At 71.6% G+C, this 21,464-nt stretch carries 21 protein-coding genes; 8 read left to right on the top strand and 13 right to left on the bottom strand.

Annotated features, from left to right (window positions below; genetic code table 11):
* Nucleotides 1-160 precede the first annotated feature (160 nt).
* From ACFVYK_RS22890 to ACFVYK_RS22840, 11 genes are all read right to left on the bottom strand, one after another.
* A complete protein-coding gene (locus ACFVYK_RS22890; protein WP_389776933.1) occupies nt 161-1,177 on the bottom strand; it encodes an asparaginase in 1,017 nt (338 codons plus the stop codon).
* A 43-nt stretch (nt 1,178-1,220) separates the two neighbouring features.
* On the bottom strand, nt 1,221-2,660 hold the full coding sequence (locus ACFVYK_RS22885; protein ID WP_389776930.1) for an amino acid permease: 1,440 nt from the start codon (nt 2,658-2,660) through the stop codon (nt 1,221-1,223).
* The gene (locus tag ACFVYK_RS22880; RefSeq protein WP_389776928.1) at nt 2,657-3,334 is read right to left on the bottom strand and encodes a FadR/GntR family transcriptional regulator; all 678 of its coding nucleotides are present in this window, start codon (nt 3,332-3,334) and stop codon (nt 2,657-2,659) included. The genes ACFVYK_RS22885 and ACFVYK_RS22880 overlap by 4 nt, the downstream gene beginning before the upstream one ends.
* Before the next feature lie 163 nt (nt 3,335-3,497).
* Complete coding sequence (locus ACFVYK_RS22875; RefSeq protein WP_389776925.1) at nt 3,498-4,334, bottom strand: undecaprenyl-diphosphate phosphatase; 837 nt, start codon at nt 4,332-4,334, stop codon at nt 3,498-3,500.
* A gap of 106 nt (nt 4,335-4,440) precedes the next feature.
* Nucleotides 4,441-4,806, bottom strand: coding sequence for a fluoride efflux transporter CrcB (crcB, locus tag ACFVYK_RS22870; protein WP_389776922.1), 366 nt, complete (start codon nt 4,804-4,806; stop codon nt 4,441-4,443).
* Nucleotides 4,803-5,183: a DUF190 domain-containing protein gene (locus tag ACFVYK_RS22865; protein WP_389776919.1), complete on the bottom strand. Its 381-nt coding sequence runs from the start codon at nt 5,181-5,183 to the stop codon at nt 4,803-4,805. Before ACFVYK_RS22865 ends, crcB (ACFVYK_RS22870) begins: the two co-directional genes overlap by 4 nt.
* Nucleotides 5,180-5,635 carry a fluoride efflux transporter CrcB gene (gene crcB, locus ACFVYK_RS22860; protein WP_389776916.1) on the bottom strand — a complete coding sequence of 152 codons (456 nt, stop codon included), beginning with the start codon at nt 5,633-5,635 and terminating at the stop codon, nt 5,180-5,182. The genes ACFVYK_RS22865 and crcB (ACFVYK_RS22860) overlap by 4 nt, the downstream gene beginning before the upstream one ends.
* Nucleotides 5,636-5,713: 78 nt before the next feature.
* Nucleotides 5,714-6,718, bottom strand: coding sequence for an SMP-30/gluconolactonase/LRE family protein (locus ACFVYK_RS22855; protein ID WP_389776913.1), 1,005 nt, complete (start codon nt 6,716-6,718; stop codon nt 5,714-5,716).
* A gap of 126 nt (nt 6,719-6,844) precedes the next feature.
* Nucleotides 6,845-7,132 carry an ArsR family transcriptional regulator gene (locus ACFVYK_RS22850; protein WP_389776910.1) on the bottom strand — a complete coding sequence of 96 codons (288 nt, stop codon included), beginning with the start codon at nt 7,130-7,132 and terminating at the stop codon, nt 6,845-6,847.
* Nucleotides 7,133-7,343: 211 nt separating this feature from the next.
* Complete coding sequence (locus ACFVYK_RS22845) at nt 7,344-8,912, bottom strand: arabinogalactan endo-beta-1,4-galactanase (protein WP_389776907.1); 1,569 nt, start codon at nt 8,910-8,912, stop codon at nt 7,344-7,346.
* A 104-nt stretch (nt 8,913-9,016) separates the two neighbouring features.
* The gene (locus ACFVYK_RS22840) at nt 9,017-11,038 is read right to left on the bottom strand and encodes a beta-galactosidase (RefSeq protein ID WP_389776905.1); all 2,022 of its coding nucleotides are present in this window, start codon (nt 11,036-11,038) and stop codon (nt 9,017-9,019) included.
* 229 nt (nt 11,039-11,267) lie between these two features.
* Here ACFVYK_RS22840 and ACFVYK_RS22835 point away from each other — a divergent pair, with 229 nt between their 5' ends.
* The 6 genes from ACFVYK_RS22835 (at nt 11,268) to ACFVYK_RS22810 (ending at nt 16,459) form a co-directional block, all read left to right on the top strand.
* Nucleotides 11,268-12,599: an ABC transporter substrate-binding protein gene (locus ACFVYK_RS22835; RefSeq protein WP_389776903.1), complete on the top strand. Its 1,332-nt coding sequence runs from the start codon at nt 11,268-11,270 to the stop codon at nt 12,597-12,599.
* Nucleotides 12,596-13,573: a carbohydrate ABC transporter permease gene (locus tag ACFVYK_RS22830; protein ID WP_389776900.1), complete on the top strand. Its 978-nt coding sequence runs from the start codon at nt 12,596-12,598 to the stop codon at nt 13,571-13,573. The genes ACFVYK_RS22835 and ACFVYK_RS22830 overlap by 4 nt, the downstream gene beginning before the upstream one ends.
* The gene (locus tag ACFVYK_RS22825) at nt 13,570-14,475 is read left to right on the top strand and encodes a carbohydrate ABC transporter permease (RefSeq protein WP_389776897.1); all 906 of its coding nucleotides are present in this window, start codon (nt 13,570-13,572) and stop codon (nt 14,473-14,475) included. The genes ACFVYK_RS22830 and ACFVYK_RS22825 overlap by 4 nt, the downstream gene beginning before the upstream one ends.
* A gap of 2 nt (nt 14,476-14,477) precedes the next feature.
* Nucleotides 14,478-15,509 (top strand): LacI family DNA-binding transcriptional regulator, encoded by a 1,032-nt coding sequence (locus ACFVYK_RS22820; RefSeq protein WP_389776895.1) that lies wholly within the window; start codon nt 14,478-14,480, stop codon nt 15,507-15,509.
* A 131-nt stretch (nt 15,510-15,640) separates the two neighbouring features.
* A complete protein-coding gene (locus tag ACFVYK_RS22815; protein WP_389776893.1) occupies nt 15,641-15,991 on the top strand; it encodes a VOC family protein in 351 nt (116 codons plus the stop codon).
* A 75-nt stretch (nt 15,992-16,066) separates the two neighbouring features.
* Nucleotides 16,067-16,459: a MarR family winged helix-turn-helix transcriptional regulator gene (locus ACFVYK_RS22810; protein WP_389776890.1), complete on the top strand. Its 393-nt coding sequence runs from the start codon at nt 16,067-16,069 to the stop codon at nt 16,457-16,459.
* Nucleotides 16,460-16,617: 158 nt separating this feature from the next.
* Here the strand turns inward: ACFVYK_RS22810 and ACFVYK_RS22805 are convergent, their stop codons facing one another.
* Both ACFVYK_RS22805 and ACFVYK_RS22800 read right to left on the bottom strand, forming a co-directional pair.
* Nucleotides 16,618-17,016 carry an SseB family protein gene (locus ACFVYK_RS22805; protein ID WP_389776888.1) on the bottom strand — a complete coding sequence of 133 codons (399 nt, stop codon included), beginning with the start codon at nt 17,014-17,016 and terminating at the stop codon, nt 16,618-16,620.
* 351 nt (nt 17,017-17,367) lie between these two features.
* Nucleotides 17,368-17,985 (bottom strand): MerR family transcriptional regulator, encoded by a 618-nt coding sequence (locus ACFVYK_RS22800; RefSeq protein WP_389776885.1) that lies wholly within the window; start codon nt 17,983-17,985, stop codon nt 17,368-17,370.
* A 321-nt stretch (nt 17,986-18,306) separates the two neighbouring features.
* Here ACFVYK_RS22800 and ACFVYK_RS22795 point away from each other — a divergent pair, with 321 nt between their 5' ends.
* Together ACFVYK_RS22795 and ACFVYK_RS22790 are read left to right on the top strand one after the other, a co-directional pair.
* Nucleotides 18,307-19,743, top strand: coding sequence for an MFS transporter (locus tag ACFVYK_RS22795; RefSeq protein WP_389776882.1), 1,437 nt, complete (start codon nt 18,307-18,309; stop codon nt 19,741-19,743).
* Between the two features lie 186 nt (nt 19,744-19,929).
* Nucleotides 19,930-21,384, top strand: a complete 1,455-nt coding sequence (locus ACFVYK_RS22790; protein WP_389776880.1) for a glyceraldehyde-3-phosphate dehydrogenase — start codon at nt 19,930-19,932, stop codon at nt 21,382-21,384.
* The last annotated feature ends 80 nt before the right edge of the window (nt 21,385-21,464 follow it).

Here is a 21,464-nt window from a genome sequence, read left to right as displayed (position 1 = left end):
GACTTTGGGGGCGGGCAGCCCGGCCTCGCCCGCGCGGGCGTCGCGTCGCCGCCCCGGCCGAGCGGCGCGAGGACCGCCCGGCCGAGCGGGCGCTCGACGTCCGGACGGCGTCGGCGCGTCCGGAGGGGTCGGGCGCGGCCCGCCTCGTGCCGCGCGGGCGTCAGGCGCAGGCCCGTACGGCGACGGGGTCCAGTGCGCGTACCGGGCGGACGCGGCCGACCGGTACGCCGCCGCCGAGCAGCGGCTCGCCCGCGAACGCGGTGAGCCGGGCGGGGTCGACGCCGGCCCGGGTCAGGGCGGCGGCGGTGACCGGCACGCGGGCCCGGTTCGCGCCGTCGGAGATCTTGACGGCGACGGACCGGCCGTCCGGGAGGGCGGCGACCTGCACGCCCTCGAAGCCGTCCTTGGTGAGCAGGCCCGGCACGGCGCGCATCAGGGCGGCCACGTCCCGGCCGGAGCCGGAGGCCATCTCCGCGTGCTCGCGCATGGCGTCGGCCACCCGTGCCTCCGGGGTGCCGGGCGCCGCCGTGGTGATGCGGGCGGCGGCCCGGGCGAGGCCGTGCAGGGAGACGGAGAACAGCGGGGCGCCGCATCCGTCGACGGTGACCCGGGCGATCCGCTGCCCGGTGAGATCCTCGACGATCTCGGCGATCGCCTGCTGGAGCGGGTGCGCCGGGTCGAGGTAGCCGTCGAGGGACCAGCCGTTGAGCGCGCAGGTGTACAGCATGGCGGCGTGCTTGCCGGAGCAGTTCTGGGCCAGGCGGGAGGGCGCTCGGCCCTCGCGGATCCACGCGTCGCGGACCGCCGGGTCGTAGGGCATGTCCTCGACGTTGCGCAGGGCGTCCTCGCCGACGCCGGCCAGCTCCAGGATGCGCCGGGTCCCGGCGAGGTGGCGTTCCTCACCGGAGTGGCTGGCGGCGGTGAGCGAGAGCAGCTCGCCGTCGAGCGGCAGCCCGGCCCGGACCATGGCGACGGCTTGCACGGGCTTGAGGGCCGAGCGCGGATAGAAGGCGGCCTCGACGTCGCCGAGCTGGAGCTCGATCTCGCCGCCTGCGCCGAGGACGACGACGGAGCCGTAGTGGATGCCCTCCGTCACCCCGTCGCGGACGAGGTGGGCGACGGGTGCGTGGAGGGGTTCGCGGATCGTGGGGGCCTCGGCGAGGGAACTGCTGTACATCACTGCCTGATCGCTTGTGGGTGGGCGTGGGCCGGCGTCGGGGTCACGCGTCGGCCTGGGACGAGGTGCGCGCGTGGTTGCGGCGGACGGCGTACCAGCCCACCACGAGCGCGGCGCCGATGAGCGGCAGACAGAGCACGGTGGTGCGTCCGGCGCCGCCGTCGGCGTACATGAGGACCAGGACGGAGACGAGGAAGACCAGCGTCACGAGTTCGGTCCAGGGGGAGCCCGGGAGACGGTAGCCCGGGCGGGTCAGCTCGCCCTTCTGGGTCTTCTGCCAGAAGAGGAGGTGACAGATCATGATCATGCCCCAGGTGGAGAGGATGCCGAGCGCCGCGAAGTTCAGGACGATCTCGAAGGCGTCCGCCGGGACGACGAAGTTCAGGCCGACGCCCAGGACGCAGATGCCGCTGGTGAGCAGGATGCCGCCGTACGGGACCTGGCTGCGGCTCATCACCGAGGTGAACTTCGGGGCGGCACCGGACATCGCCATGGAGCGCAGGATGCGGCCGGTGGAGTACAGGCCGGAGTTGAGCGAGGACATGGCCGCGGTGAGGACGACGAGGTTCATCACTCCGCCCGCCGCCGGGATGCCGACCTTGGACAGGACCGTCACGAAGGGGCTCTCGTGGGAGGTGTACGCGTTCCACGGCAGCAGCATCGACAGCAGGACCACGGACCCGACGTAGAACAGGCCCACGCGCCACATGATCGAGTTGATCGCCTTCGGCATGATCTTCTCCGGGTTCTCGGTCTCGCCGGCGGCGACGCCGACCAGCTCGACCGAGGCGTAGGCGAAGACGACGCCCTGGATGATCAGCAGCATGGGCAGCAGGCCGTTGGGGAAGACGCCGCCGTTGTCGGTGATCAGGGACGGGCCGGGGGTGGCGCCGTCGACCGGGTGCCGGGTGACCAGCAGGAAGATGCCGATGCACATGAAGATCACCAGCGCGCTGACCTTGACGATGGCGAACCAGAACTCCAGTTCGCCGAAGATCTTCACCGAGATGAGGTTCACGGTGAGGACCACGGCCAGGGCGATCAGGGCGATCACCCCCTGCGGGATGTCGGAGAACATGCCCCAGTAGTGGGTGTAGGTGGCCACCGCCGTGATGTCGGCGACACCGGTGGTGGCCCAGTTCAGGAAGTACATCCAGCCGGCCGTGTACGCGCCCTTCTCGCCCATGAACTCGCGGGCGTAGGACACGAAGGCGCCGGAGGAGGGGCGGTAGAGGACGAGTTCGCCGAGGGCGCGGACGACCAGGAAGGCGAAGACGCCGCAGACCGCGTAGGCGATGAACAGGGAGGGGCCGGCGTCGGCGAGCCGGCCGCCCGCGCCGAGGAACAGGCCGGTGCCGATGGCGCCGCCGATGGCGATCATGTTGACGTGCCGGGACTTCAGCGACTTGCTGTAGCCCGCGTCTCCGGCGTCGACGTGACGGGTCGAGGGGCGCGTCTCGTCTTTGAGGTGCTGTTCGCTCACGCCTCGGGTCCGCCTTCCTGGGGAGAGTCGGCGCGCGGGGCGCGCACGATGTCGGTGAGGGTCGTCTCGACGCGGTCGAGGTGGTGGCTCATGGCCTCCACGGCGTCGGGCTCCGAACCGTCGATCAGGGCCTCGACGATGGCCCGGTGCTCGCGGTTGGACTGCTCGCGCCGGCCGCCCAGCTCGTTGAGGAAGGCCGACTGACGCGCCAGTGCGTCCCGGATCTCCTCGATGACCCGGCGGAAGACCGGGTTCTGGGCGGCCTCGGCGACGGCGAGGTGGAACAGGGTGTCCATCGCGACCCAGGCGGTGGTGTCCGTCTCCCGCTCCATGCGCTCCAGCAGGTGGGCGAGGTGGTCCAGGTTCTCCGGGGTTCGGCGCAGGGCCGCGTACCCGGCGACCGGGATCTCGACGTGGCGGCGCACTTCGAGCAGGTCGCTTGCGGCGTAGTCGCCGAAGGTGGGGTCCTCGACGGTGTTCGCGATCACGAAGGTGCCCTTGCCCGTCTTGGCGACGGTCAGTCCCATCGTCTGCAGCGCCCGCAGGGCCTCCCGCAGGACGGGCCGGGACACCTCGAGGGTGCGGCAGAGCTCCGCCTCGGAGGGGAGCTTGTCGCCGATGGCGTACTCGCCGCGCTCGATGGCGCCGCGTAGGTGGGTGAGGACCGCTTCCATGGCGCTGACGCGTCGCGGAGCCCGACCACCTGTCTGGCTGTCTGACAGGTTCACGGGAGTGATACTCCGGGTGACCCGAGGCCGCTGTCAAGACGCCCGAAAACAAGAATTCAGGGGCGGGAGGCCTGAACGGCTGCTCCACGCCCCTGAGGGGTCCCAACCGTCAGCTGTCGAGGACTCCGGCGGCGAGCAGGCCGAACAGCGCCAGACCGACGACGAGGCGGTAGACGACGAACGCGTTGAACGAGTGCTTGGCGACGTACTTGAGCAGCCAGGCGATCGACGCGTAGGCGACGACGAAGGAGACGAGCGTGCCGACGGCCAGGGGCGCGGCGCCCGCGCCGGTGCCCAGGGCGTCCTTCAGCTCGTAGATTCCCGCACCGGTCAGGGCGGGGATGCCGAGGAAGAACGACAGCCGAGTGGCTGCGACCCGGTCCAGGTCGAGGATGAGCGCGGTGGACATGGTGGCGCCGGAGCGGGAGAAGCCGGGGAAGAGCAGGGCGAGGATCTGCGAGCTGCCGACCAGCATGGCGTCCTTGAACGAGGTGTCGTCCTCGCCCCGCTTGTGCCGGCCCATCTGGTCGGCCGCCCACATCACCCCGCTGCCGACGATCAGCGAGCCCGCGACCACCCACAACGAGGCCAGCGGCCCTTCGATGAGCGGCTTGGCGGCGAGGCCCACGACGACGATCGGGATGGTCGCGTAGATCACCCACCAGGCGAACTTGTAGTCGTGGTGCTCGCGCTCCTCGCGGTTGCGCAGGCCCCGGAACCAGGCCGAGACGATCCGCGCGATGTCCTTGCGGAAGTACACGAGCACGGCGGCGATCGCCCCGACCTGGATGACGGCCGAGAACCCGACGACGGCGTCGTCGTCGACCGGGATGCTCATCAGGCCCTCGGTGATCTTGAGATGGCCCGTGGAGGAGACGGGGAGGAACTCGGTCACTCCCTCGACGGCTCCGAGGACGACGGCTTGGCCGACGGAGATGGCGGTCATGGAATCCAGTTCTGAGGAGACGTGTCGGTCGACAGCGTTGTAGACGGTCCGGTGTCGTACACAGTCCTACCAGGCCCGCAGCGGGCCGCGGACAGGGCCGATTCTCTTACGGCGAGACCCACTGGCCCAACGCCACCCCGGCGGTCGCCGCCGCCAGCCCCGCCACGACGCTCGCGACGGCGTTGGCGGCGGCGTAGAGGCCCGCGCCGGTCTCGGTCAGGCGCAGTGTCTCGTACGAGAACGTGGAGTACGTCGTGAGCGCCCCGCACAGGCCGGTCCCCAGGAACAACCGCAGGTGGGGAGCGACGTCGGCGCACCCGGTCAGGGCGCCGAGGAGCAGGCAGCCGGTGACGTTGACGACGAAGGTGCCCCAGGGGAAGACCGAGTCGTGCCGGGACTGCACCGTGCGGTCGGTCAGGTACCGCAGCGGGGCGCCGATCATCCCGCCGACGACGACCACCAGCCAGTTCACAACCAGTTCTTACCCTTCGTGCCCGAATCGCCCGGGTTCTCGGCGCCGCCCGCGTACCTGATCACCTCGCAGGGATCGAGCGTGACGATCCCCTCCGTGACCAGTTCGTCGAGCTGGGGCAGGAAGGCCCGCACCCGTTCCTCGGTGTCCACGACGACGACCGCCACCGGCAGGTCCTCGCTGAGCGAGAGGAGCCGGGAGGTGTGGATGCGCGAGGACGCGCCGAAGCCCTCGATGCCGCGGAAGACGCTGGCGCCGGCGAGACCGGCGGCGTGGGCGCGGTGCACGATCTCCGTGTACAGGGGCTTGCGGCGCCAGGTGTCGCTCTCGCCGATGAGGACGGTCAGCCGCAGGGCACGGCCGGTCAGCCTGGTCATCGCTGCCTCCACAGGAGAACGCGGCGGGTCGCCGTGGCCGCGACCCACACCGCGAAGAGGGCCGCCGACAGGGTCGCGGCGAGGTAGGCCAGGGCCGTGCCGGGACGGCCCGCGCCGCTGAGCTCGCGGATGTCGACGGCGTACGTCGAGAAGGTCGTGAACCCGCCGAGCACGCCGGTGCCGAAGAAGGGGCGCACCAGGCGGTGGGCGGCCACCGCCTCGGTGATCAGCACCAGGAACACGCCGATCACGGCACAGCCGACGACGTTCACCCAGAACGTGGTCCAGGGGAACCCGCCGGTACTCGTGGGCCACCACAGCGACGCCGCGTAGCGGGCGGCCGCGCCGATGCCGCCGCCGAGCGCCACGACGGCGACCACCGGGAACTGCCCCGTCCCGGTGGTCCTGCGAGGGGCGCCGGTACGGAGTCCCCCGGTCTCCGGAACTGTCATGTCGTCTGTCTCCCGCCCGGTCCGGGACCGCCCCTCCTCTTCGGGGTGATCACGGCCGGGCACCAGCGTAACGCCGTCTCACGTGGTCACGGGCGTCTCGCAGACCGCGATGCCCCGCTCCAGGAGGCTGCCCAGCACCAGTCGGCCGCGGGCCTCGCAGACGCTGGTGACCATGCGGAATGCGGCGCGCCGCCGAGTCGGCACGGGCGTCCCCCCGCTCGAACGCAGCGGGGAGTACGGGACCACGGTCCGGCCGTCGTCGTCGATCGCGAGCACACCGGTGGCGCCGAAGGGCCGGAACGGCGCCTTGACGGCCAGGCGGGCGGCGCGGCGGCGCACGGTGGGGCCGGCGCGGTGCAGGAGGTCGAGCGGGGGCACGCGCGGCCCGGCCAGGGCCACCCAGACGGGGCCGCCGGGCGCGCCGCGCCACAGGTTGTCGGGGAACCCCGGGAGGTGCTCGACGAGGGGCTCGGCCCGGCCTGCCCGTGGGCCGGTGAGCGGGAAGCGGGTGAGGCGGCGGGCGCCGGTCTCGGCGACGATCAGGAAGGAGTCGTCCGCGCCGCGCGCCAGGCCGTTGGCGAACTGCAGTCCCTCCAGGACGACCTCGGCCTCGCGGGCGCCGGGTTCGAGCCGCAGCAGGCGGCCCGTGCCGGTGTGCTCCACGAGGTCGCCCATCCAGTCCCGCAACGGGTGGACCCGGCTGGAGACGGTGAAGTAGACCGTGCCGTCGGGCAGGGCGACGACGTTGCTGCAGAAGCGCAGCCGCTCCCCCGCCGCCGACTCGGCCAGGACCCGGACGCCCGCGGCGCCCCTGTCCGGGTCGAGGCGCAGCAGTGCCCCGTCGGCACTGCACACCAACAGGTCGCCGTCCGGGAGGAGTTCGAGACCGAGGGGGCGGCCGTGGATCTCGCCGACGTGCTCGACCCGGGCCGTCGAGGGGTCGTCCACGCCGTCCACGCGCAGGATCCGTCCGTCCGACACTCCGGTCAGCACGCGGCCGGCGGGGTCGGCGACGACGTCTTCGGGGCCCTGGCCGGGGAGCGAGATGTACCGGAGAGGGACGAGAGCCGCCCGACGCTCCATGGAGTCCGCCTTCCGCGAGGAGGCGGTCATCCTCGCAGGCGGACGGAGCGCCGGCGCGGCGCGGTCGTGGTCCTTTGCCGGGGCTTTCCGCGCGGCGGCGGCCTTCCCCTCCCTTCCCGACGTCGCCTACCACCCCTTGTCGAACATGCGCGCGACCTCGGCGATGCGCATCTCGTCGCGCCGGTAGTAGGTGCGTCGTCCGATCCGCTTGGCGCGCAGCAGGCCGAGGTCCGCGAGCAGCGCGAGGTGGGTGTCGGCCACCTGCCGGCGCACGCCGAGCTTCGTCGCGATGACATCGGCGGGGACGCCGTCCTCGACGGGGTCGGCGTGACGCCGCGACGGGAAGTGCCGGGTCGGCTCCTTCAGCCACTCCAGGATGTCCAGTCGCCGCTCGCCCGCCGGAGTCCTCAGCATCCTCGGCCCCCCTCCGGCCCCTGCCCCGGGGCTCCGTCGTACCGCGCCCTTCCACTCTCGCGCAGCCGGGGCCGCCGTGTCCCGCTCTCCGGGAGCCTTGGCCGGGATCCAACGGGGTGGCGGCGCCGCGCTGTTCGGCGTGCTGCCGCAGGAGACGGACAGGGGCCCGGCCGCGCGGTGCGGACGGGCCCCTGCCGACTCGGGCCGGTGGTCAGCGGTGACGGAACCACGCCATGGAGGACAGGGCCCTGTCGTCGTAGCCGAACAGGGCCTGGTTCTCCCAGCCGTTGCCGGAGGAGGCGTCGGCCGGGTCCCAGCCGTTGCCGGCGACGGCGGTCCAGGTCGCCTCCCAGGAGAAGACGCCGAGGCCGCGGCCGTTCGGGACGGCCTCCACGAGGTTGGCGACGGTGTTCATCCAGGCGAGTTGTCCCGCGGCGGTCGCCGGGTAGCCGGCGACCAGCTCGCCGGTGGTGTCGATCTGGTTGACGAGGGAGTCGTCGCTGTCGAGACGGAAGGGGTAGGCCGTCTCGGCGATGAACACCGGCTTGCCGTACCGGGAGGCCGCGTCGTCCAGGGTGGTCTGGGCGGCGGCCGCCGAGCCGTGCCAGTAGCCGTAGTACGACAGACCGATCAGGTCGTAGTGGACGCCGTACGTCTTGGCGCTGTCGAACCACCAGCGCACGGTCGCGTCGTCGCCGGCGTTCGCCAGATGCAGAGCGACCCGGGTGCCGGAGGAGACGGCCTTCACCGCGCTGTAGCCGGAGTTGAGGAGGCCGGCGAGCTGCGACCAGTTGTCGGTGGAGCCCTCCGACCACAGCATGCCGCCGTTGATCTCGTTGCCGACCTGGACCATGTCCGCCGTGGTGCCCTGGGACTTGAGAGCGTCGAGGACGTCGTAGGTGTGGTGGTACACGTCCGTCTTGAGCTGACTGTACGAGTGACCGGACCAGGCGGCGGGCTTGGTCTGCTTGCCCGGGTCGGCCCAGGTGTCGGAGTAGTGGAAGTCGACCAGCAGCTTCATGCCGGCGGCCTTGATCCGCTTGGCCATGGCCAGCACGTGCGTCTTGTCGTTGTAGCCGTCGGCCGGGTTCACCCACACCTTCAGGCGCGCGTAGTTCATGCCGGCGTTCTTCAGGATGGCGACCGCGTCGCCGGTGGAGCCGGCGGCGGTCCGGTAGACACCGCCCTTGGCCTCGCTCTTGGCGAGGGAGGAGATGTCGGCGCCCTTGACGGACAGCCCGGTCGAGCCCGGGGTGAACGTCAGGTCGTCAACATTGATCCAGTTGCCTGCGTTCGCGTCACTGTTGATGCTGATGGTGCACTGGTTGTCGGTCACGTTGACCGACGTGACGATCCGCACCCAACTGCTGGACGACACCGGCAGGTCGGTGCGCTGCTCCGCGCTGCCGCAGTTCTTCAGGGCCAGGTACGCGGCCTTCTGGCCGCCGCCGGAGCGCACCCAGGCGGTGAGCGTGTAAGCGCCGTCGGCGAGCCCGGACAGGTACTGGTACGTCTCGACCTTGTAGGCGGAGGCCGAGTAGTGCGAGAGGCGGTAGCTCCCGCCGTGGCCGCCGGCCTCGGTGAAGGAGGCGGAGTTCTGACCGGCCGCCGAGTACGTCGACCAGCCGGTCGGCGTCGCGGTGCCGGCCGCGTCGCTCTCGAAGCCGCCGTTGGCGAGGGTGGCCGCCGCCTGTGCGGCCGGCGCGGGCAGCGCGGTGAGGGCGAGCCCGGCGGCCAGCGGCAGCAGGAGGGCCCTGAGAGTGCGTCTGGGATGGAACATCGTCGTCCGTCGTCCCTTCGACGTGATGGGGTGGGGTTCCCTCGTGGGGTGAGGGGCCCCCTCCGCTCGCGGCTCGCGGCTCCACGGGCGAAGGGGGAGTCGGCTCAGCCGTCGAGTCGCACGACCCGTACGGCTCCCGCCGGGACCGCGAGGCGGCCGGCGGCGCGTTCGCCCGTCAGCAGTTCGGCGCCGGCGGACTCCAGCGGCACCTTGGCGTCGGCGGCGGTGTGGTTGATCGCGAAGAGGTAGCTGCCCGACGCGCCGGAGCGGCGCACGACCTCCACGTCGTACGGCAGGTCGGCGCGCGGGGCGATCGCCGCGTCCTCGGCGGCCCGGCCGAGCACCGCGTCGAGGCCTTCCCGGCCGAGCCGGGTGGAGACGTACCAGGCGGTGCCCGCGCCGAGGCGGTGCCGGGTGACGGCGGGGCGGCCGGCGGCGAGGCCGTCGGCGTACGTCCAGACGGTCTCGGCGCCGCGCGGCACCACGAACTCCGTCCACACGTCGCCGCCGAGCTCGCAGCCGTCGGGGCCGGTCAGCCGCACGCTCTCGCCCTGGAGCAGCGGGGAGAACTCCTCGACGGTCAGGCCCAGCACGTCCCGCAGCGCGCCCGGGTAGGCCCCAGCGTGGACGGCGTCGTGCTCGTCGACGATGCCCGAGAAGTAGGACACCACCAGGGTGCCGCCGTTCTCCACGTAGGCCTTGAGGTTGTCGCCGGCCGCCTCGGTCATCAGATAGAGGGCGGGCGCCACGACCAGGGGGTACGTCGACAGGTCGGACTCGGGGCGGGCGAAGTCCACGGTGAGGTGGCGGTCGTAGAGGGCCTCGTAGAAGGCGTCGGCGCGCTCGCGCGGGTCGGCGTCCTCGCTGGGCCGCCAGGCGAGGTTCTGCGCCCACCAGGACTGCCAGTCCCACAGGATCGCCACGTCGGCCTCGGTGCGGGTGCCGCGCAGGGCGGCGAGGGAGTCGAGCGAGGCTCCGAGTTCGACGACCTCGCGCCACACGCGGGTGTCGGAGCCGCCGTGCGGGACCATCGCCGAGTGGAACTTCTCGGCGCCGCGCCGGGACTGCCGCCACTGGAAGAACATGGCGCCCTCGGAGCCGCGGGCCACGTGCGCCAGGGAGTTGCGAGCCATCTGGCCGGGGGCCTTGGCGGGGTTGCGCGGCTGCCAGTTGACGCCCGAGGTGGAGTGCTCCAGCAGGATCCAGGGGGCCCCGCCGGCGACGGAACGGGTGAGGTCGGCGGCCATCGCCAGGTTGACGTGGGTGCGTCGGCCGTCGGTGATCAGGTAGTGGTCGTTGGTGACGATGTCGACCTCGCGGCCCCAGGCCCAGTAGTCGACGGAGTCGCACTGGCTGAGGGCGGTCATGAAGTTGGTCGTCACCGGGACGCCGGGCGTGAGGCGGTGCAGGATGTCCCGCTCCGCGCGGAAGTTCTCGCGCATGGTGGCGTCGGCGAACCGCTTGTAGTCCAGGGCCTGGCCCGGATTGCCGACGGTCGGGGTGGCGCGCGGCGGGTTGACGTCGTCGAGGCTCGCGTAGCGCTGGCCCCAGAAGGCGGTCCCCCAGGCCTCGTTGACCGCGTCGACCGTGCCGTACGTCGTCGCCAGCCAGCGGCGGAAGTGGGCGGCGCAGGAGTCGCAGTAACAGGCGGAGACGGGCACGCCGTACTCGTTGTGCACGTGCCACATCGCGAGCGCCGGGTGGTCGGCGTACCGCTCGGCCAGGCGCGTGGTGATGCCGGACGCGGCCGCCCGGTAGTCCGCGTTGCTGTGGCAGATCGCGCCGCGGGAGCCGAACTCGTAGCGCACGCCCTCGGGGGTGACGGGCAGCGCCTCGGGGTGGTCGCGGTAGAACCAGACGGGCGGGGCGACCGTGGGCGTGCCCAGGTCGACGCGGATGCCGTTCTCGTGCAGCAGGCCGAGGACGCGGTCGAGCCAGCCGAAGTCGTACTCGCCCGGCGCGGGCTCCAGAAGGGCCCAGGAGAAGATCCCGACGCTCACCATGGTGACGCCGGCCTCCCGCATCAGCCGGACGTCGTCCCGCCAGACGGTTTCCGGCCACTGCTCCGGGTTGTAGTCCCCCCCGAAGGCGAGCCTGGTGAGGCCCCTGGGGCTGGTCTCCGGCATGAATGTCTCCCATTTAGTCGATCATTTGGGAACGTGCACACACAGCGGCGGCGTTCAGAGCCCAACATAACCGCACAGCAACAACCATTGACAAGTGTCCGGGATGTTTCTCTACTGTGAACGCTCACAGACGGCAGGACGAGGCTTCGCGACGATCGAGGCCCGCGCTCATGCCGTTCGCACGGCAGGTTTCCGCACCGGGCGGGAACCCAGGTCAGGGGAGAGATCCATGCCCAACACGAAGCGTCGGCGGCTCCTTGTCAGAGGTGCGGCCTCCGCCCTCGCCGTCACCCTCGGCGCCACCGCACTGGCCGCCTGCGGCTCGTCCGACGACGACAGCGGCGCCGAGTCCGGCCCGGTCTCGCTCACGTACTGGACGTGGACGCCCGGCATGGACAAGGTCGTGGACCTGTGGAACAAGGGCCAGGGCAAGAAGGACCGGATCACCGTCACGGTGAAGAAGCAGGCCTCGGGCGACACCCTCGTCACCAAGATCCTCACCGCGCACAAGGCCGGGAAGGCCCCCGACCTGGTCCAGGCCGAGTACCAGGCGCTGCCGACGCTGGTCAGCAACGACGCGCTGGCGGACATAGCGAAGAACGTCGGGGACGCGAAGAGCAAGTTCGCCGAGGGCGTCTGGCAGCAGACGACGCTGGGCACCGACGCCGTCTACGCGGTGCCGCAGGACATCGGCCCGATGATGTTCTACTACCGCGCGGACCTCTTCAAGCAGTACGGCCTGACGGTTCCCTCGACCTGGGAGCAGTTCGCCGAGACCGCGCGCGCCCTGAAGAAGAAGGCCCCCGACAAGGACCTGACCACCTTCTCCGCCAACGACTCGGGGCTGTTCGCGGGCCTCGCCCAGCAGGCCGGCGCCAAGTGGTGGACCACCTCCGGGGACAAGTGGAAGGTCGGCATCGACGACGCGGCCACCAAGAAGGTCGCCGACTTCTGGGGCGGCCTGGTCAAGGAGGGCGCCGTCGACGACCAGCCGATGTACACCCCGGCCTGGAACAAGGCGCTCGACACCGGCAAGCAGATCGCCTGGGTCTCCGCCGTGTGGGCGCCGGGCACCCTGACCACGGCCGCGCCCGACGCCAAGGGCAAGTGGGCCATGGCCCCGCTCCCCCAGTGGTCGAACAGCGGGAACGTCACCGGCAGCTGGGGCGGCTCCTCCACCGCCGTGACGACGGACTCCCGGCACAAGGAGGCCGCCGCCGAGTTCGCCGCCTGGCTGAACACCGACGGCGAAGCCCTCAACGCGCTGGCCAAGGAGGGCGGCATCTACCCGGCCTCCACCTCCGCCCAGCTCAGCGGCGCCTTCACCACGCCGCCGGACTATTTCTCGAACCAGGCGGACTTCTACACCCTGGCCGCCAAGATCGCCAAGACGACCGCGCCCTCGGCCTGGGGCCCGAACGTGAACGTTGCGTACACGACCTTCAAGGACGCCTTCGGCGCCGCCGCCAAGAACAAGTCGGACTTCTCCGCCGCCCTGGAGAAGATGCAGGCGACCACGGTCGCCGACCTCAAGAAGCAGGGCTTCGAGGTCGCCGAGTGACCATCGCACCCCGCCGTGGGCCGTACGGGGTCAAGGGGGCCCCGTACGCCCATCCGTCCCCCGGCGCCGCCCTCAGACGAGCGCGCAGCGCCCCCTACCTCTTCCTCGTCCCCGCCGCGGCCCTCTTCGCCCTGTTCTTCGCACTGCCCATCGGCTACGCGGTGTGGCTCAGCTTCCACAAGGTGCACGTCTCCGGCCTCGGCCTGGGCTCGGGCGCGCGGAAGGAGGTCTGGGCCGGCGTCGAGAACTACACCGACGCCTTCACCGACGACGAGCTGCTCCACGGCGCTCTGCGCGTCCTCGGCTACGGCTGCATCGTGGTCCCGGTGATGCTCGGGCTGGCGCTGCTGTTCGCGCTGATGCTCGACTCCGACAAGGTGCGGCTCGCCCCGTTCGCCCGGCTCGCGATCTTCCTGCCGTACGCCATCCCGGGCGTCGTGGCGGCGCTGCTGTGGGGCTTCCTCTACCTGCCGGACGTCAGCCCCTTCTACTACGTCCTGCAGAAGCTGGGCCTGCCGCAGCCGGACCTGCTCGACGGCGGTCCGCTGTACCTCGCCCTGTCGAACATCGCGGTGTGGGGCGGCACCGGCTTCAACATGATCGTCATCTACACCTCGCTGCAGGCCATCCCGGCCGAGGTGTACGAGGCGGCGAAGCTGGACGGGGCCACCCCGCTGCAGATCGCGCTGCGGGTCAAGATCCCGATGGTGGCGCCCTCGCTGGTGCTGACCTTCTTCTTCTCGATCATCGCCACGCTCCAGGTGTTCAGCGAGCCGACCACCCTCAAGCCCCTCACCAACTCCGTGTCCACGACCTGGAGTCCGCTGATGAAGGTCTACCGGGACGCGTTCGGCACGGGCGACGTCTACCAGGCGGCCGCCGAGGCCGTGATCATCGCGTTCGCCACGCTGGTGCTGTCCTTCGGATTCCTGCGGGGCGCGAACCGTCGCAACAAGCAGGAGGCAGCGCGATGAGTTCTCTCGCCGTCCACAAGGCCCCCGCGGCGGCCGGCGCCACGAGCGCGGCCCGCAGCCGGCCGCCGCTGCGCCGCCGGATCGCGCTGGTCCCCACGCTCACCCTGCTGCTGGGGGCGCTCTACTGCCTGCTGCCGGTGGCGTGGGTGGTGATCGCGTCCACCAAGTCGGGGCGGGAACTGTTCACCACGTTCACGTTCCTGCCGGGTTCGGGCTTCACCGACAACCTCAGGGACCTCAACGCCTACCGCGACGGCGTCTACTGGACGTGGATGGGCAACTCCGCCCTCTACGCCGGTCTGGGCGCGCTGCTGTCGACGTGCGTGTCGGCGTTCAGCGGCTACGCGCTGGCGACGTACCGCTTCCGCGGCCGCGAGACGATGTTCAACGTCCTGCTCGCGGGCGTGCTGATGCCGCCGGTCATTCTCGCCGTCCCGCAGTACCTGCTGCTGGCCCAGGCCGACCTCACGGACTCGTACTGGTCGGTGCTGCTGCCGCAGGTCCTCTCCCCCTACGGCGTCTACCTCGCGCGCATCTACGCGGCCGCGGCCGTGCCCGGCGACGTGGTGGAGGCCGGCCGCATGGACGGGGCGGGCGAGTGGCGGATCTTCACCCGCATCGCTCTGCCGATGATGATCCCGGGGCTGGTCACGGTGTTCCTGTTCCAGTTCGTCGCGGTGTGGAACAACTTCCTGCTCCCGTACATCATGCTGAGCGACGACGAGCGGTTCCCGATCACGCTCGGGCTGTTCACCCTCCTCGAACAGGGCGCCAACACCCCGGCGCTGTACACGCTGGTGATCACCGGTGCGTTCCTCGCGGTGCTTCCGCTCGTGGCGCTGTTCCTGGTCGTTCAGCGGTTCTGGAGCCTGGATCTGCTCTCCGGAGCCGTAAAGTCATGACCATGAACAAGGGTGCGGCCGGGGGCCGGCGCAAACCGCCGACCATCCACGACGTGGCGCGGGAGGCGGGCGTCTCGCGCGGCACCGTCTCGCGCGTGCTCAACGGCGGGCACTACGTCAGCCCGGCCGCGGCGGAGGCGGTCGACGCCGCCATCCGCAGGACGGGTTACGTCGTCAACCGGCACGCCCGCTCCCTGATCACCGGCCGTTCCGACTCCGTCGGCTTCCTGCTGACGGAGCCTCAGGAAAGGTTCTTCGAAGACCCCAACTTCAATGTGCTGCTGCGCGGTTGCACGCAGGCGCTGGCCGCGCACGACGTCCCCCTGCTGCTGATGCTGGCGGGGACCGAGGACGAACGGCGGCGCATCACCCGGTACATCACCGCCGGGCACGTCGACGGGGTGCTGCTGGTCTCCAGTCACTCCGGGGACCCGATCGCGACGGAGCTGCGCGAGGCGGGCGTGCCGCTGGTCGCGTGCGGCAAGCCGATCGGGATCGGCTCCAAGGTGAGCTATGTGGCCGCGGACGACCGTGACGGCGCGCGGGACATGGTGCGCCATCTGCTGGCGCAGGGCCGTCGGCGCGTCGGCGTGGTCACCGGGCCGCTGGACACCCCCGGCGGTGTGGAGCGGCTGGCCGGGTACCGGGAGGTGCTCGCCGAGGCGGGCATCGCGTACGACGAGCGGATCGTCGTCTCCGGCGACTACAGCCGGGCCAGCGGCGAGGCGGGCGCCGAGCGGCTGATGGAGCGGGCGCCGGACCTGGACGCGGTCTTCGTCGCGTCCGACCTGATGGCGCAGGGAGTGCTGACGGCGCTGCACCGCGCGGGCCGGCGGGTGCCCGAGGACGTCGCGGTGGGCGGCTTCGACGACTCCCCCGCGGCGACCGCGGCCAGCCCCGCGCTCACCACCATCCGCCAGCCCTGGGACCGCATCAGCAGCGAGATGGTCCGGGTGCTGCTCGCCCAGATCGGGGGCGAGGATCCGGCGGCGGTGATCCTGCCGACGGAGCTGGTCAAGCGCGAGTCGACCTGACGCCCGGGGTTCCGCGTCCGGTCGGGCCAACCGGTCAGGATCGGAGAAGCGGTCCGGCCCTTCCCCGGCCTAGCGTGAGCAGTGCGGGAACACGGACGTGTTCGCCCGCACCGCACACCGAGGAGGACGCCATGACCGCCGGCCTGCAGACCATCATCTATCCCGTCAAGGACCTCGACCGGGCCAAGGCCCTGTTCAGCGCGCTGCTGGAGGTCGAGCCGTACGCCGACGAGCCCTACTACGTCGGCTTCAAGGCCGCCGGCCAGGACGTCGGCCTGGACCCCAGCGGGCACTCCAAGGGCATGACCGGGCCGGTGCCGTACTGGCACGTCACGGATCTGCGCGAGCGGCTCTCGGCGCTGCTGGCGGCGGGCGCCGAGCTGCTGCAGGACGCCCAGGACGTCGGCGGCGGCAGGCTGATCGCCTTCGTCAAGGACGCGGACGGCAACCTGGTGGGGCTGCTCCAGGACCCGGCCGCCTGAACACCTCCCGGCAACCGCTTGCACCCGCACTAGTTGCAACGTCAATAATTGCTGGTTCGGTGTTACCGTGCGGGTATGGCAGCGAAAACGGCCGGGGCAGGCCTCGAGGAGCGGTGGCGGGACATCCTGTCGGTGCATGCGCGCACCATGTGCGAGATCGATCGCGCGCTCCATCCGCACGGCCTCGGCGCGAGTGACTTCGAGGTCCTCGACATCCTCGCCTCCGAGGCGCCGCGGGACGGCGATCAGTGCCGGGTGCAGAATCTCGCCGGACGGGTGCACCTGAGCCAGAGCGCGCTGTCCCGGCTCATCGGCCGCCTGGAGAAGGAAGGCCTGGTGGAGCGGTCCGTCTGCATGGAGGACCGCCGCGGGGTGTACGTCGCCCTGACCCGCAAGGGCCGCGACCTGCACGCCGAGGTGCTGCCGCTGCAGCGGCAGGTGCTGGAACGGATGCTGGCCGGGTCCTGATCCCGGCGGGCGAACGACCCGCGGGCGCTCGCTCCACCGCCCGCGCCGCCCCGCCGGCGGTGGCCGTCGGGACGTCGTGCGCCCCGAGGCCCGGGCGGTTCCCGCTGCGGGCGGGACGGGCGGCCGGGGCCGGTACGTCCTGCGTCACCGCGGCCCTCTCAGCGGACGAGCAGGGTGCGCACTCCTTCGGAGGTCAGCGTCAGCGGGTGATCGCCGGCTCCGTCGATGGAGAGCGACAGCTCTCCGCTCGGCCACTGCGCGGCGAGCGCGCCGAGCGGCACCAGTCGGTAGCGGTCGATCTCCGGCAGCAGGTCGGCCATCTCCGGCTCGGAGGTGAACACCGGCACCACGGGAGAACCCCCGGGCTGTTCCAGCACGGGCAGGGCGACCGTGGTGGGGTCGGTGACGTCCTCGTCAGTGGCGTCCTCGGGCACCGGGACGAGCACGTCACAGTGCGCGAGCGTGTCCAGTGCGACGGTGTCCCCGGTATCCCGCGCCAGCGCGTCCAGCGCGAGCGCGGCGGGATTGTTCGAGCGGTCGTGCGCGGGCGTCTCCATGGAAGCTCCCTGGTAGCGACGGTCTCGTAGCGGCGGTCCGGCCACGCGTACCCGACCGTGCGGGGATCAATCCCCCGGGCCGCAGGCGGCGCGCCCGGGCCGTCGACGGCACGGCGGGCACCACGGCCGGTCCCGAAAACCGGTGCGGCTGCCGGGCGCTTCTCGCCGGACGCGGTCCGGCCGTCGGCGGCACGGCGGGCACGACGGCCGGTCCCGAAAGCCGGTGCGGCTGCCGGGCGCTTCTCGCCGGACGCGGTCCGGCCGTCGGCGGCGTCGACGATCTCTCGCCTCGCCGAGCCGGGCCGTCGCCCGGCAGCCGGGAGGCCGTCGAGTCGTCCCGAGGTCGGACCCTCAGGGGGTGTGCCGGCGGGCCGACTCGTTCTCCTGGGCCATGCGCCGGAGCGCCATCAGGGCGGGCTCCAGCAGGACGGTCAGCAGCAGGGCGCGCTCGGCGGCTTCCAACGGGTCCGCCAGTCCTTCGAGTTGGTCGAGATCCAGGACGGCTGTCTGCTCGGCGAGCCGCGCGTACGGCAGCAAGGCGCGCCAGTCGAGCGGGACACCGAGGGAGCGCAGGGAGTCCAGGGTCTCGGCGAGAGCGGCGCGGGCGGGCGCCGCCTCGTGCACACTCCAGTCCAACTCCTGGACCAGCTGGTCGACCTCGGCCCCCTGCGGGGCGTCCTCGGCGGGCTTCTCGCCCACCCCCACGGAGCCCAGGGCCACACCCAGCAGGCGGTGGGTGTCGCCCGCGTGCTCGGCCAGGGCGCCGAGCACCTCCCGGGTGGTGCTGACCGACAGACCGCGCACGCCGGTCAGCGCGCGGACCAGGCGGAGCCGGCGCAGGTGCTGGTCGTCGTACTCGGCCTGGGTGGCGGCCGTCTGGCGGCCGGGCGGGAGAAGCCCCTCCCGGAGGTAGTACTTGATCGTCGTCACGGAGACGCCGCTGCGGCGGCTCAGTTCGGAGATGCGCATGCGGTCGGCTCCGCCTCACTCGTCGACTTGCCCCTGAATCTGGATACCTTTACTGTCTAACATAGATAGTGAAGGTATCTAGTATTTCTTCGCAGCACCGGACCGACGGCATGCGCCATGCCCCACCCCGCGTCGGACCATCGTCACCACTCCCGCACCCGTCACGGCCCGGGAAGACGAGGACGCGCCGGGCGGGTACGCGCGGGCCTTCCCACGACGTCCGCCGCCCGGCCTGACCGTCGGCCGGGCGGGCGCCCTCGGCCGCCTCGCCGTACAGCGGCCCACCGATGCCTGACAATCCCCCGACCAGGAGAATCCGCCATGCCGCTGTCCGAGAGCCCGGTTCTCGACGAACCGGCCGCCGCCCCGCCGCCCGAGCGCCGCCGCATCCCCCTGTGGCTCGCGATCGTCGCCGCCAGCGTGCCCATGTTCATGGTCGCGCTCGACAACCTGGTCGTCTCCACGGCCCTGCGCACGCTCGCCGTCGACCTGCGGGCCGACACGCAGGAGTTGCAGTGGTTCGTCAACGCCTATGTGCTGAGCTTCGCCTGTCTGCTCATGACCGGCGCCGCGCTCGGCGACCGGTTCGGACGCCGACGGGTCTTCGTCGCCGGCATCGCCCTGTTCACACTGGCTTCGATGGGCTGCGGCCTCGCCGACACCAGCGCCCAGCTGATCGCCTTCCGCACGGTCCAGGGCTTCGGCGCGGCGGCCGTGATGCCGCTGTCCCTGACCCTCCTCTCGCAGGCCGTGCCGGACCGGCTGCGCGGGATGGCGCTGGGCGTGTGGTCCGGGGTGAGCGGTCTGGCCGTCGCGATGGGCCCGGTGGTGGGCGGCGCGGTGGTGGACGGTCTTGACTGGCGGTGGATCTTCTGGATCAACGTGCCGGTGTGCTTGATCGCGATCCCGCTGGTGCTGTTCGCCCTGCGGGAGAGTTCGCTGCCCGGCGTGCGCCTCGACCTGGCCGGCATGGCGCTGGCGGCGGCCGGCCTGTGCGCGGCGGTCTGGGCCATCGTGCACGGCGAGCCCGACGGCTGGACGTCGGCGAAGGTGCTGGGCGCGTTCACGGCGGGCGCGGTGCTGCTGGCCGCGTTCGTCGCCCGGGAGGCACGCACTCCCGAGCCGATGCTGCCGCTGTCGTTCTACAGGGTGCGGTCCTTCACCCTCACCAACATCGTCTCGGCGACCATGTACTTCGGCGTCTTCGGCTCCCTCTTCCTCTTGGCGCAGTACCTCCAGATCGTGCCCGCACGCACCCCGCTGGAGGCCGGCGTGCGCACCCTGGCCTGGACGCTGATGCCGATGTTCGTCGCCCCGGTGGCCGGACTGCTCACCGACAGGGTGGGCGGCGGGCGGCTGATGGCGCTCGGCCTCTTCCTCCAGGGGGTCGGCCTGGGCTGGATCAACCTCGTCGCGGACGTCGACACCGCCTACACGTCGCTGGTCGGGCCGATGGTCGTCGCCGGCGTCGGCATGGGCTTCGTGTTCGCGCCGACGGCGGCGGTGGTGCTCGCTTCGGTCGCCAAGCAGCACGCGGGCAAGGCGTCCGGGGCCAACGCCACGGTCCGCGAGATCGGTGGGGCCCTCGGGATCGCCGTGCTGAGCACGGTCTTCGTGGCGCACGGGGGCACCCAGGATCCGCGGCGGTTCGTGGCCGGCCTGCACCCCGCGGTGTGGGTCGGCGTCGCGGTGGTGTTCGCGGGCGCTCTGTGCGCCCTGGCCGTCCCGCGCCGGCAGCAGACGCCCGAGGAGGTCTGATCCGCGTGCCGGCGCGGCAGGCGAGTGCGGGCCCGCCCGCACTCACCGCGCTCGCGGCGCTCGCTCGCGAGGAGCCCTCCGCTGCCGTCCTGAGCTCCCCCTGCACACCTGAGCACTGGCCCGCTTGAATGATCGATCGACCAGAGGGTTAGCATATGAGCGCCACCTAGCTCGAAAGATAGGCCCGTGACGCTCAACGACGATTCGTTCACTGACTGGAAGAACCGCGAGGAGATCGCGGAGTCGATGATCCCGATGATCGGGAAGCTGCACCGCGAGCGGGACGTCACCGTCCTGCTGCACAGCCGCTCCCTGGTGAACAAGTCGGTGGTCAGCATCCTCAAGACCCACCGGTTCGCCCGGCAGATCGCGGGCCAGGAGCTCTCGGTCACCGAGACGCTGCCCTACCTGGAGGCCCTCACCGCGCTCGACCTCGGCCCGTCCCAGATCGACCTCGGCATACTCGCCGAGAGCCACCGGGCCGACGACCGCGGCCTGTCCGTGCCGGCCTTCACCGCCGAGGCCGTCGCCGGGGCCACGGGCGCGAACAAGATCGACCGCCGCGAGCCGCGCGACGTCGTCCTGTACGGCTTCGGCCGCATCGGGCGGCTCGTCGCCCGGCTGCTGATCGAGAAGTCCGGCTCCGGCAACGGCCTGCGGCTGCGCGCCATCGTGGTGCGCGGCGGCGGGGGCCGGGCCGCCGACGATCTCGTCAAGCGGGCGTCGCTGCTGCGCCGCGACTCCGTGCACGGCCAGTTCCAGGGCACGATCACGGTCGACGAGGCCGCCAACCGCATCATCGCCAACGGCAACGAGATCACGGTCATCTACGCCGACGACCCGTCCGAGGTCGACTACACGGCGTACGGCATCGACAACGCCATCCTGATCGACAACACCGGCAAGTGGCGTGACCGCGAGGGCCTCTCGCAGCATCTGCGACCCGGCATCGACAAGGTGGTGCTGACCGCGCCGGGCAAGGGCGACGTCCCGAACATCGTGCACGGCGTCAACCACGACACGATCAAGCCGGACGAGCGGATCCTGTCCTGCGCCTCCTGCACCACCAACGCCATCGTCCCGCCGCTGAAGGCGATGAACGACGAGTACGGCGTGCTGCGCGGCCATGTGGAGACCGTCCACTCGTTCACCAACGACCAGAACCTGCTGGACAATTACCACAAGGCCGACCGTCGCGGCCGCTCGGCGCCGCTGAACATGGTCATCACCGAGACCGGCGCCGCCTCCGCGGTCGCCAAGGCGCTGCCGGACCTCAAGGCGCCGATCACCGGCAGCTCGATCCGGGTCCCGGTGCCGGACGTCTCGATCGCGATCCTGAGCCTGCGGCTCGGCCGCGAGACGGACCGCGACGAGGTCCTGGAATACCTGCGCGGTGTCTCGCTGACCTCGCCGCTGCGGCGCCAGATCGACTTCACCACGGCGCCGGACGCGGTCTCGATGGACTTCATCGGCTCGCGCCACGCCTCGATCATCGACGCCGGCGCCACCAAGGTCGACGGCGACAACGCGATCCTCTACCTCTGGTACGACAACGAGTTCGGCTACTCCTGCCAGGTCGTCCGCGTCGTCCAGCACGTCTCGGGCGTGGAGTACCCGACGTACCCGGCGACGAGCGACTGAGGGGCTGCTGACGGGCTGCCGACCGGTGGCCACCCACTCCGGCCGACGGGCGCGGGGAACTCGGCGAGTGCCCCGCGCCC

It is taken from the genome of Streptomyces sp. NPDC058291 (assembly GCF_042880855.1).
Taxonomy (GTDB): Bacteria; Actinomycetota; Actinomycetes; order Streptomycetales; family Streptomycetaceae; genus Streptomyces.
This window is presented reverse-complemented; position numbering and strand designations above follow the sequence as displayed.

Excerpts from the sequence above, each read along its gene's own strand:
- ACFVYK_RS22795 (WP_389776882.1), top strand. The coding sequence starts at position 18,307 with ATGCCGCTGTCCGAGAGCCCGGTTCTCGACGAACCGGCCGCCGCCCCG.
- ACFVYK_RS22835 (WP_389776903.1), top strand. The coding sequence starts at position 11,268 with ATGCCCAACACGAAGCGTCGGCGGCTCCTTGTCAGAGGTGCGGCCTCC.
- ACFVYK_RS22880 (WP_389776928.1), bottom strand. The coding sequence starts at position 3,334 with ATGGAAGCGGTCCTCACCCACCTACGCGGCGCCATCGAGCGCGGCGAG.
- ACFVYK_RS22890 (WP_389776933.1), bottom strand. The coding sequence starts at position 1,177 with ATGTACAGCAGTTCCCTCGCCGAGGCCCCCACGATCCGCGAACCCCTC.
- ACFVYK_RS22805 (WP_389776888.1), bottom strand. The coding sequence starts at position 17,016 with ATGGAGACGCCCGCGCACGACCGCTCGAACAATCCCGCCGCGCTCGCG.
- ACFVYK_RS22820 (WP_389776895.1), top strand. The coding sequence starts at position 14,478 with ATGAACAAGGGTGCGGCCGGGGGCCGGCGCAAACCGCCGACCATCCAC.
- crcB (WP_389776916.1), bottom strand. The coding sequence starts at position 5,635 with ATGACAGTTCCGGAGACCGGGGGACTCCGTACCGGCGCCCCTCGCAGG.
- ACFVYK_RS22875 (WP_389776925.1), bottom strand. The coding sequence starts at position 4,334 with ATGACCGCCATCTCCGTCGGCCAAGCCGTCGTCCTCGGAGCCGTCGAG.
- ACFVYK_RS22800 (WP_389776885.1), bottom strand. The coding sequence starts at position 17,985 with ATGCGCATCTCCGAACTGAGCCGCCGCAGCGGCGTCTCCGTGACGACG.
- ACFVYK_RS22850 (WP_389776910.1), bottom strand. The coding sequence starts at position 7,132 with ATGCTGAGGACTCCGGCGGGCGAGCGGCGACTGGACATCCTGGAGTGG.
- ACFVYK_RS22825 (WP_389776897.1), top strand. The coding sequence starts at position 13,570 with ATGAGTTCTCTCGCCGTCCACAAGGCCCCCGCGGCGGCCGGCGCCACG.
- ACFVYK_RS22810 (WP_389776890.1), top strand. The coding sequence starts at position 16,067 with ATGGCAGCGAAAACGGCCGGGGCAGGCCTCGAGGAGCGGTGGCGGGAC.
- ACFVYK_RS22840 (WP_389776905.1), bottom strand. The coding sequence starts at position 11,038 with ATGCCGGAGACCAGCCCCAGGGGCCTCACCAGGCTCGCCTTCGGGGGG.
- ACFVYK_RS22815 (WP_389776893.1), top strand. The coding sequence starts at position 15,641 with ATGACCGCCGGCCTGCAGACCATCATCTATCCCGTCAAGGACCTCGAC.
- ACFVYK_RS22865 (WP_389776919.1), bottom strand. The coding sequence starts at position 5,183 with ATGACCAGGCTGACCGGCCGTGCCCTGCGGCTGACCGTCCTCATCGGC.
- ACFVYK_RS22845 (WP_389776907.1), bottom strand. The coding sequence starts at position 8,912 with ATGTTCCATCCCAGACGCACTCTCAGGGCCCTCCTGCTGCCGCTGGCC.
- ACFVYK_RS22855 (WP_389776913.1), bottom strand. The coding sequence starts at position 6,718 with ATGGAGCGTCGGGCGGCTCTCGTCCCTCTCCGGTACATCTCGCTCCCC.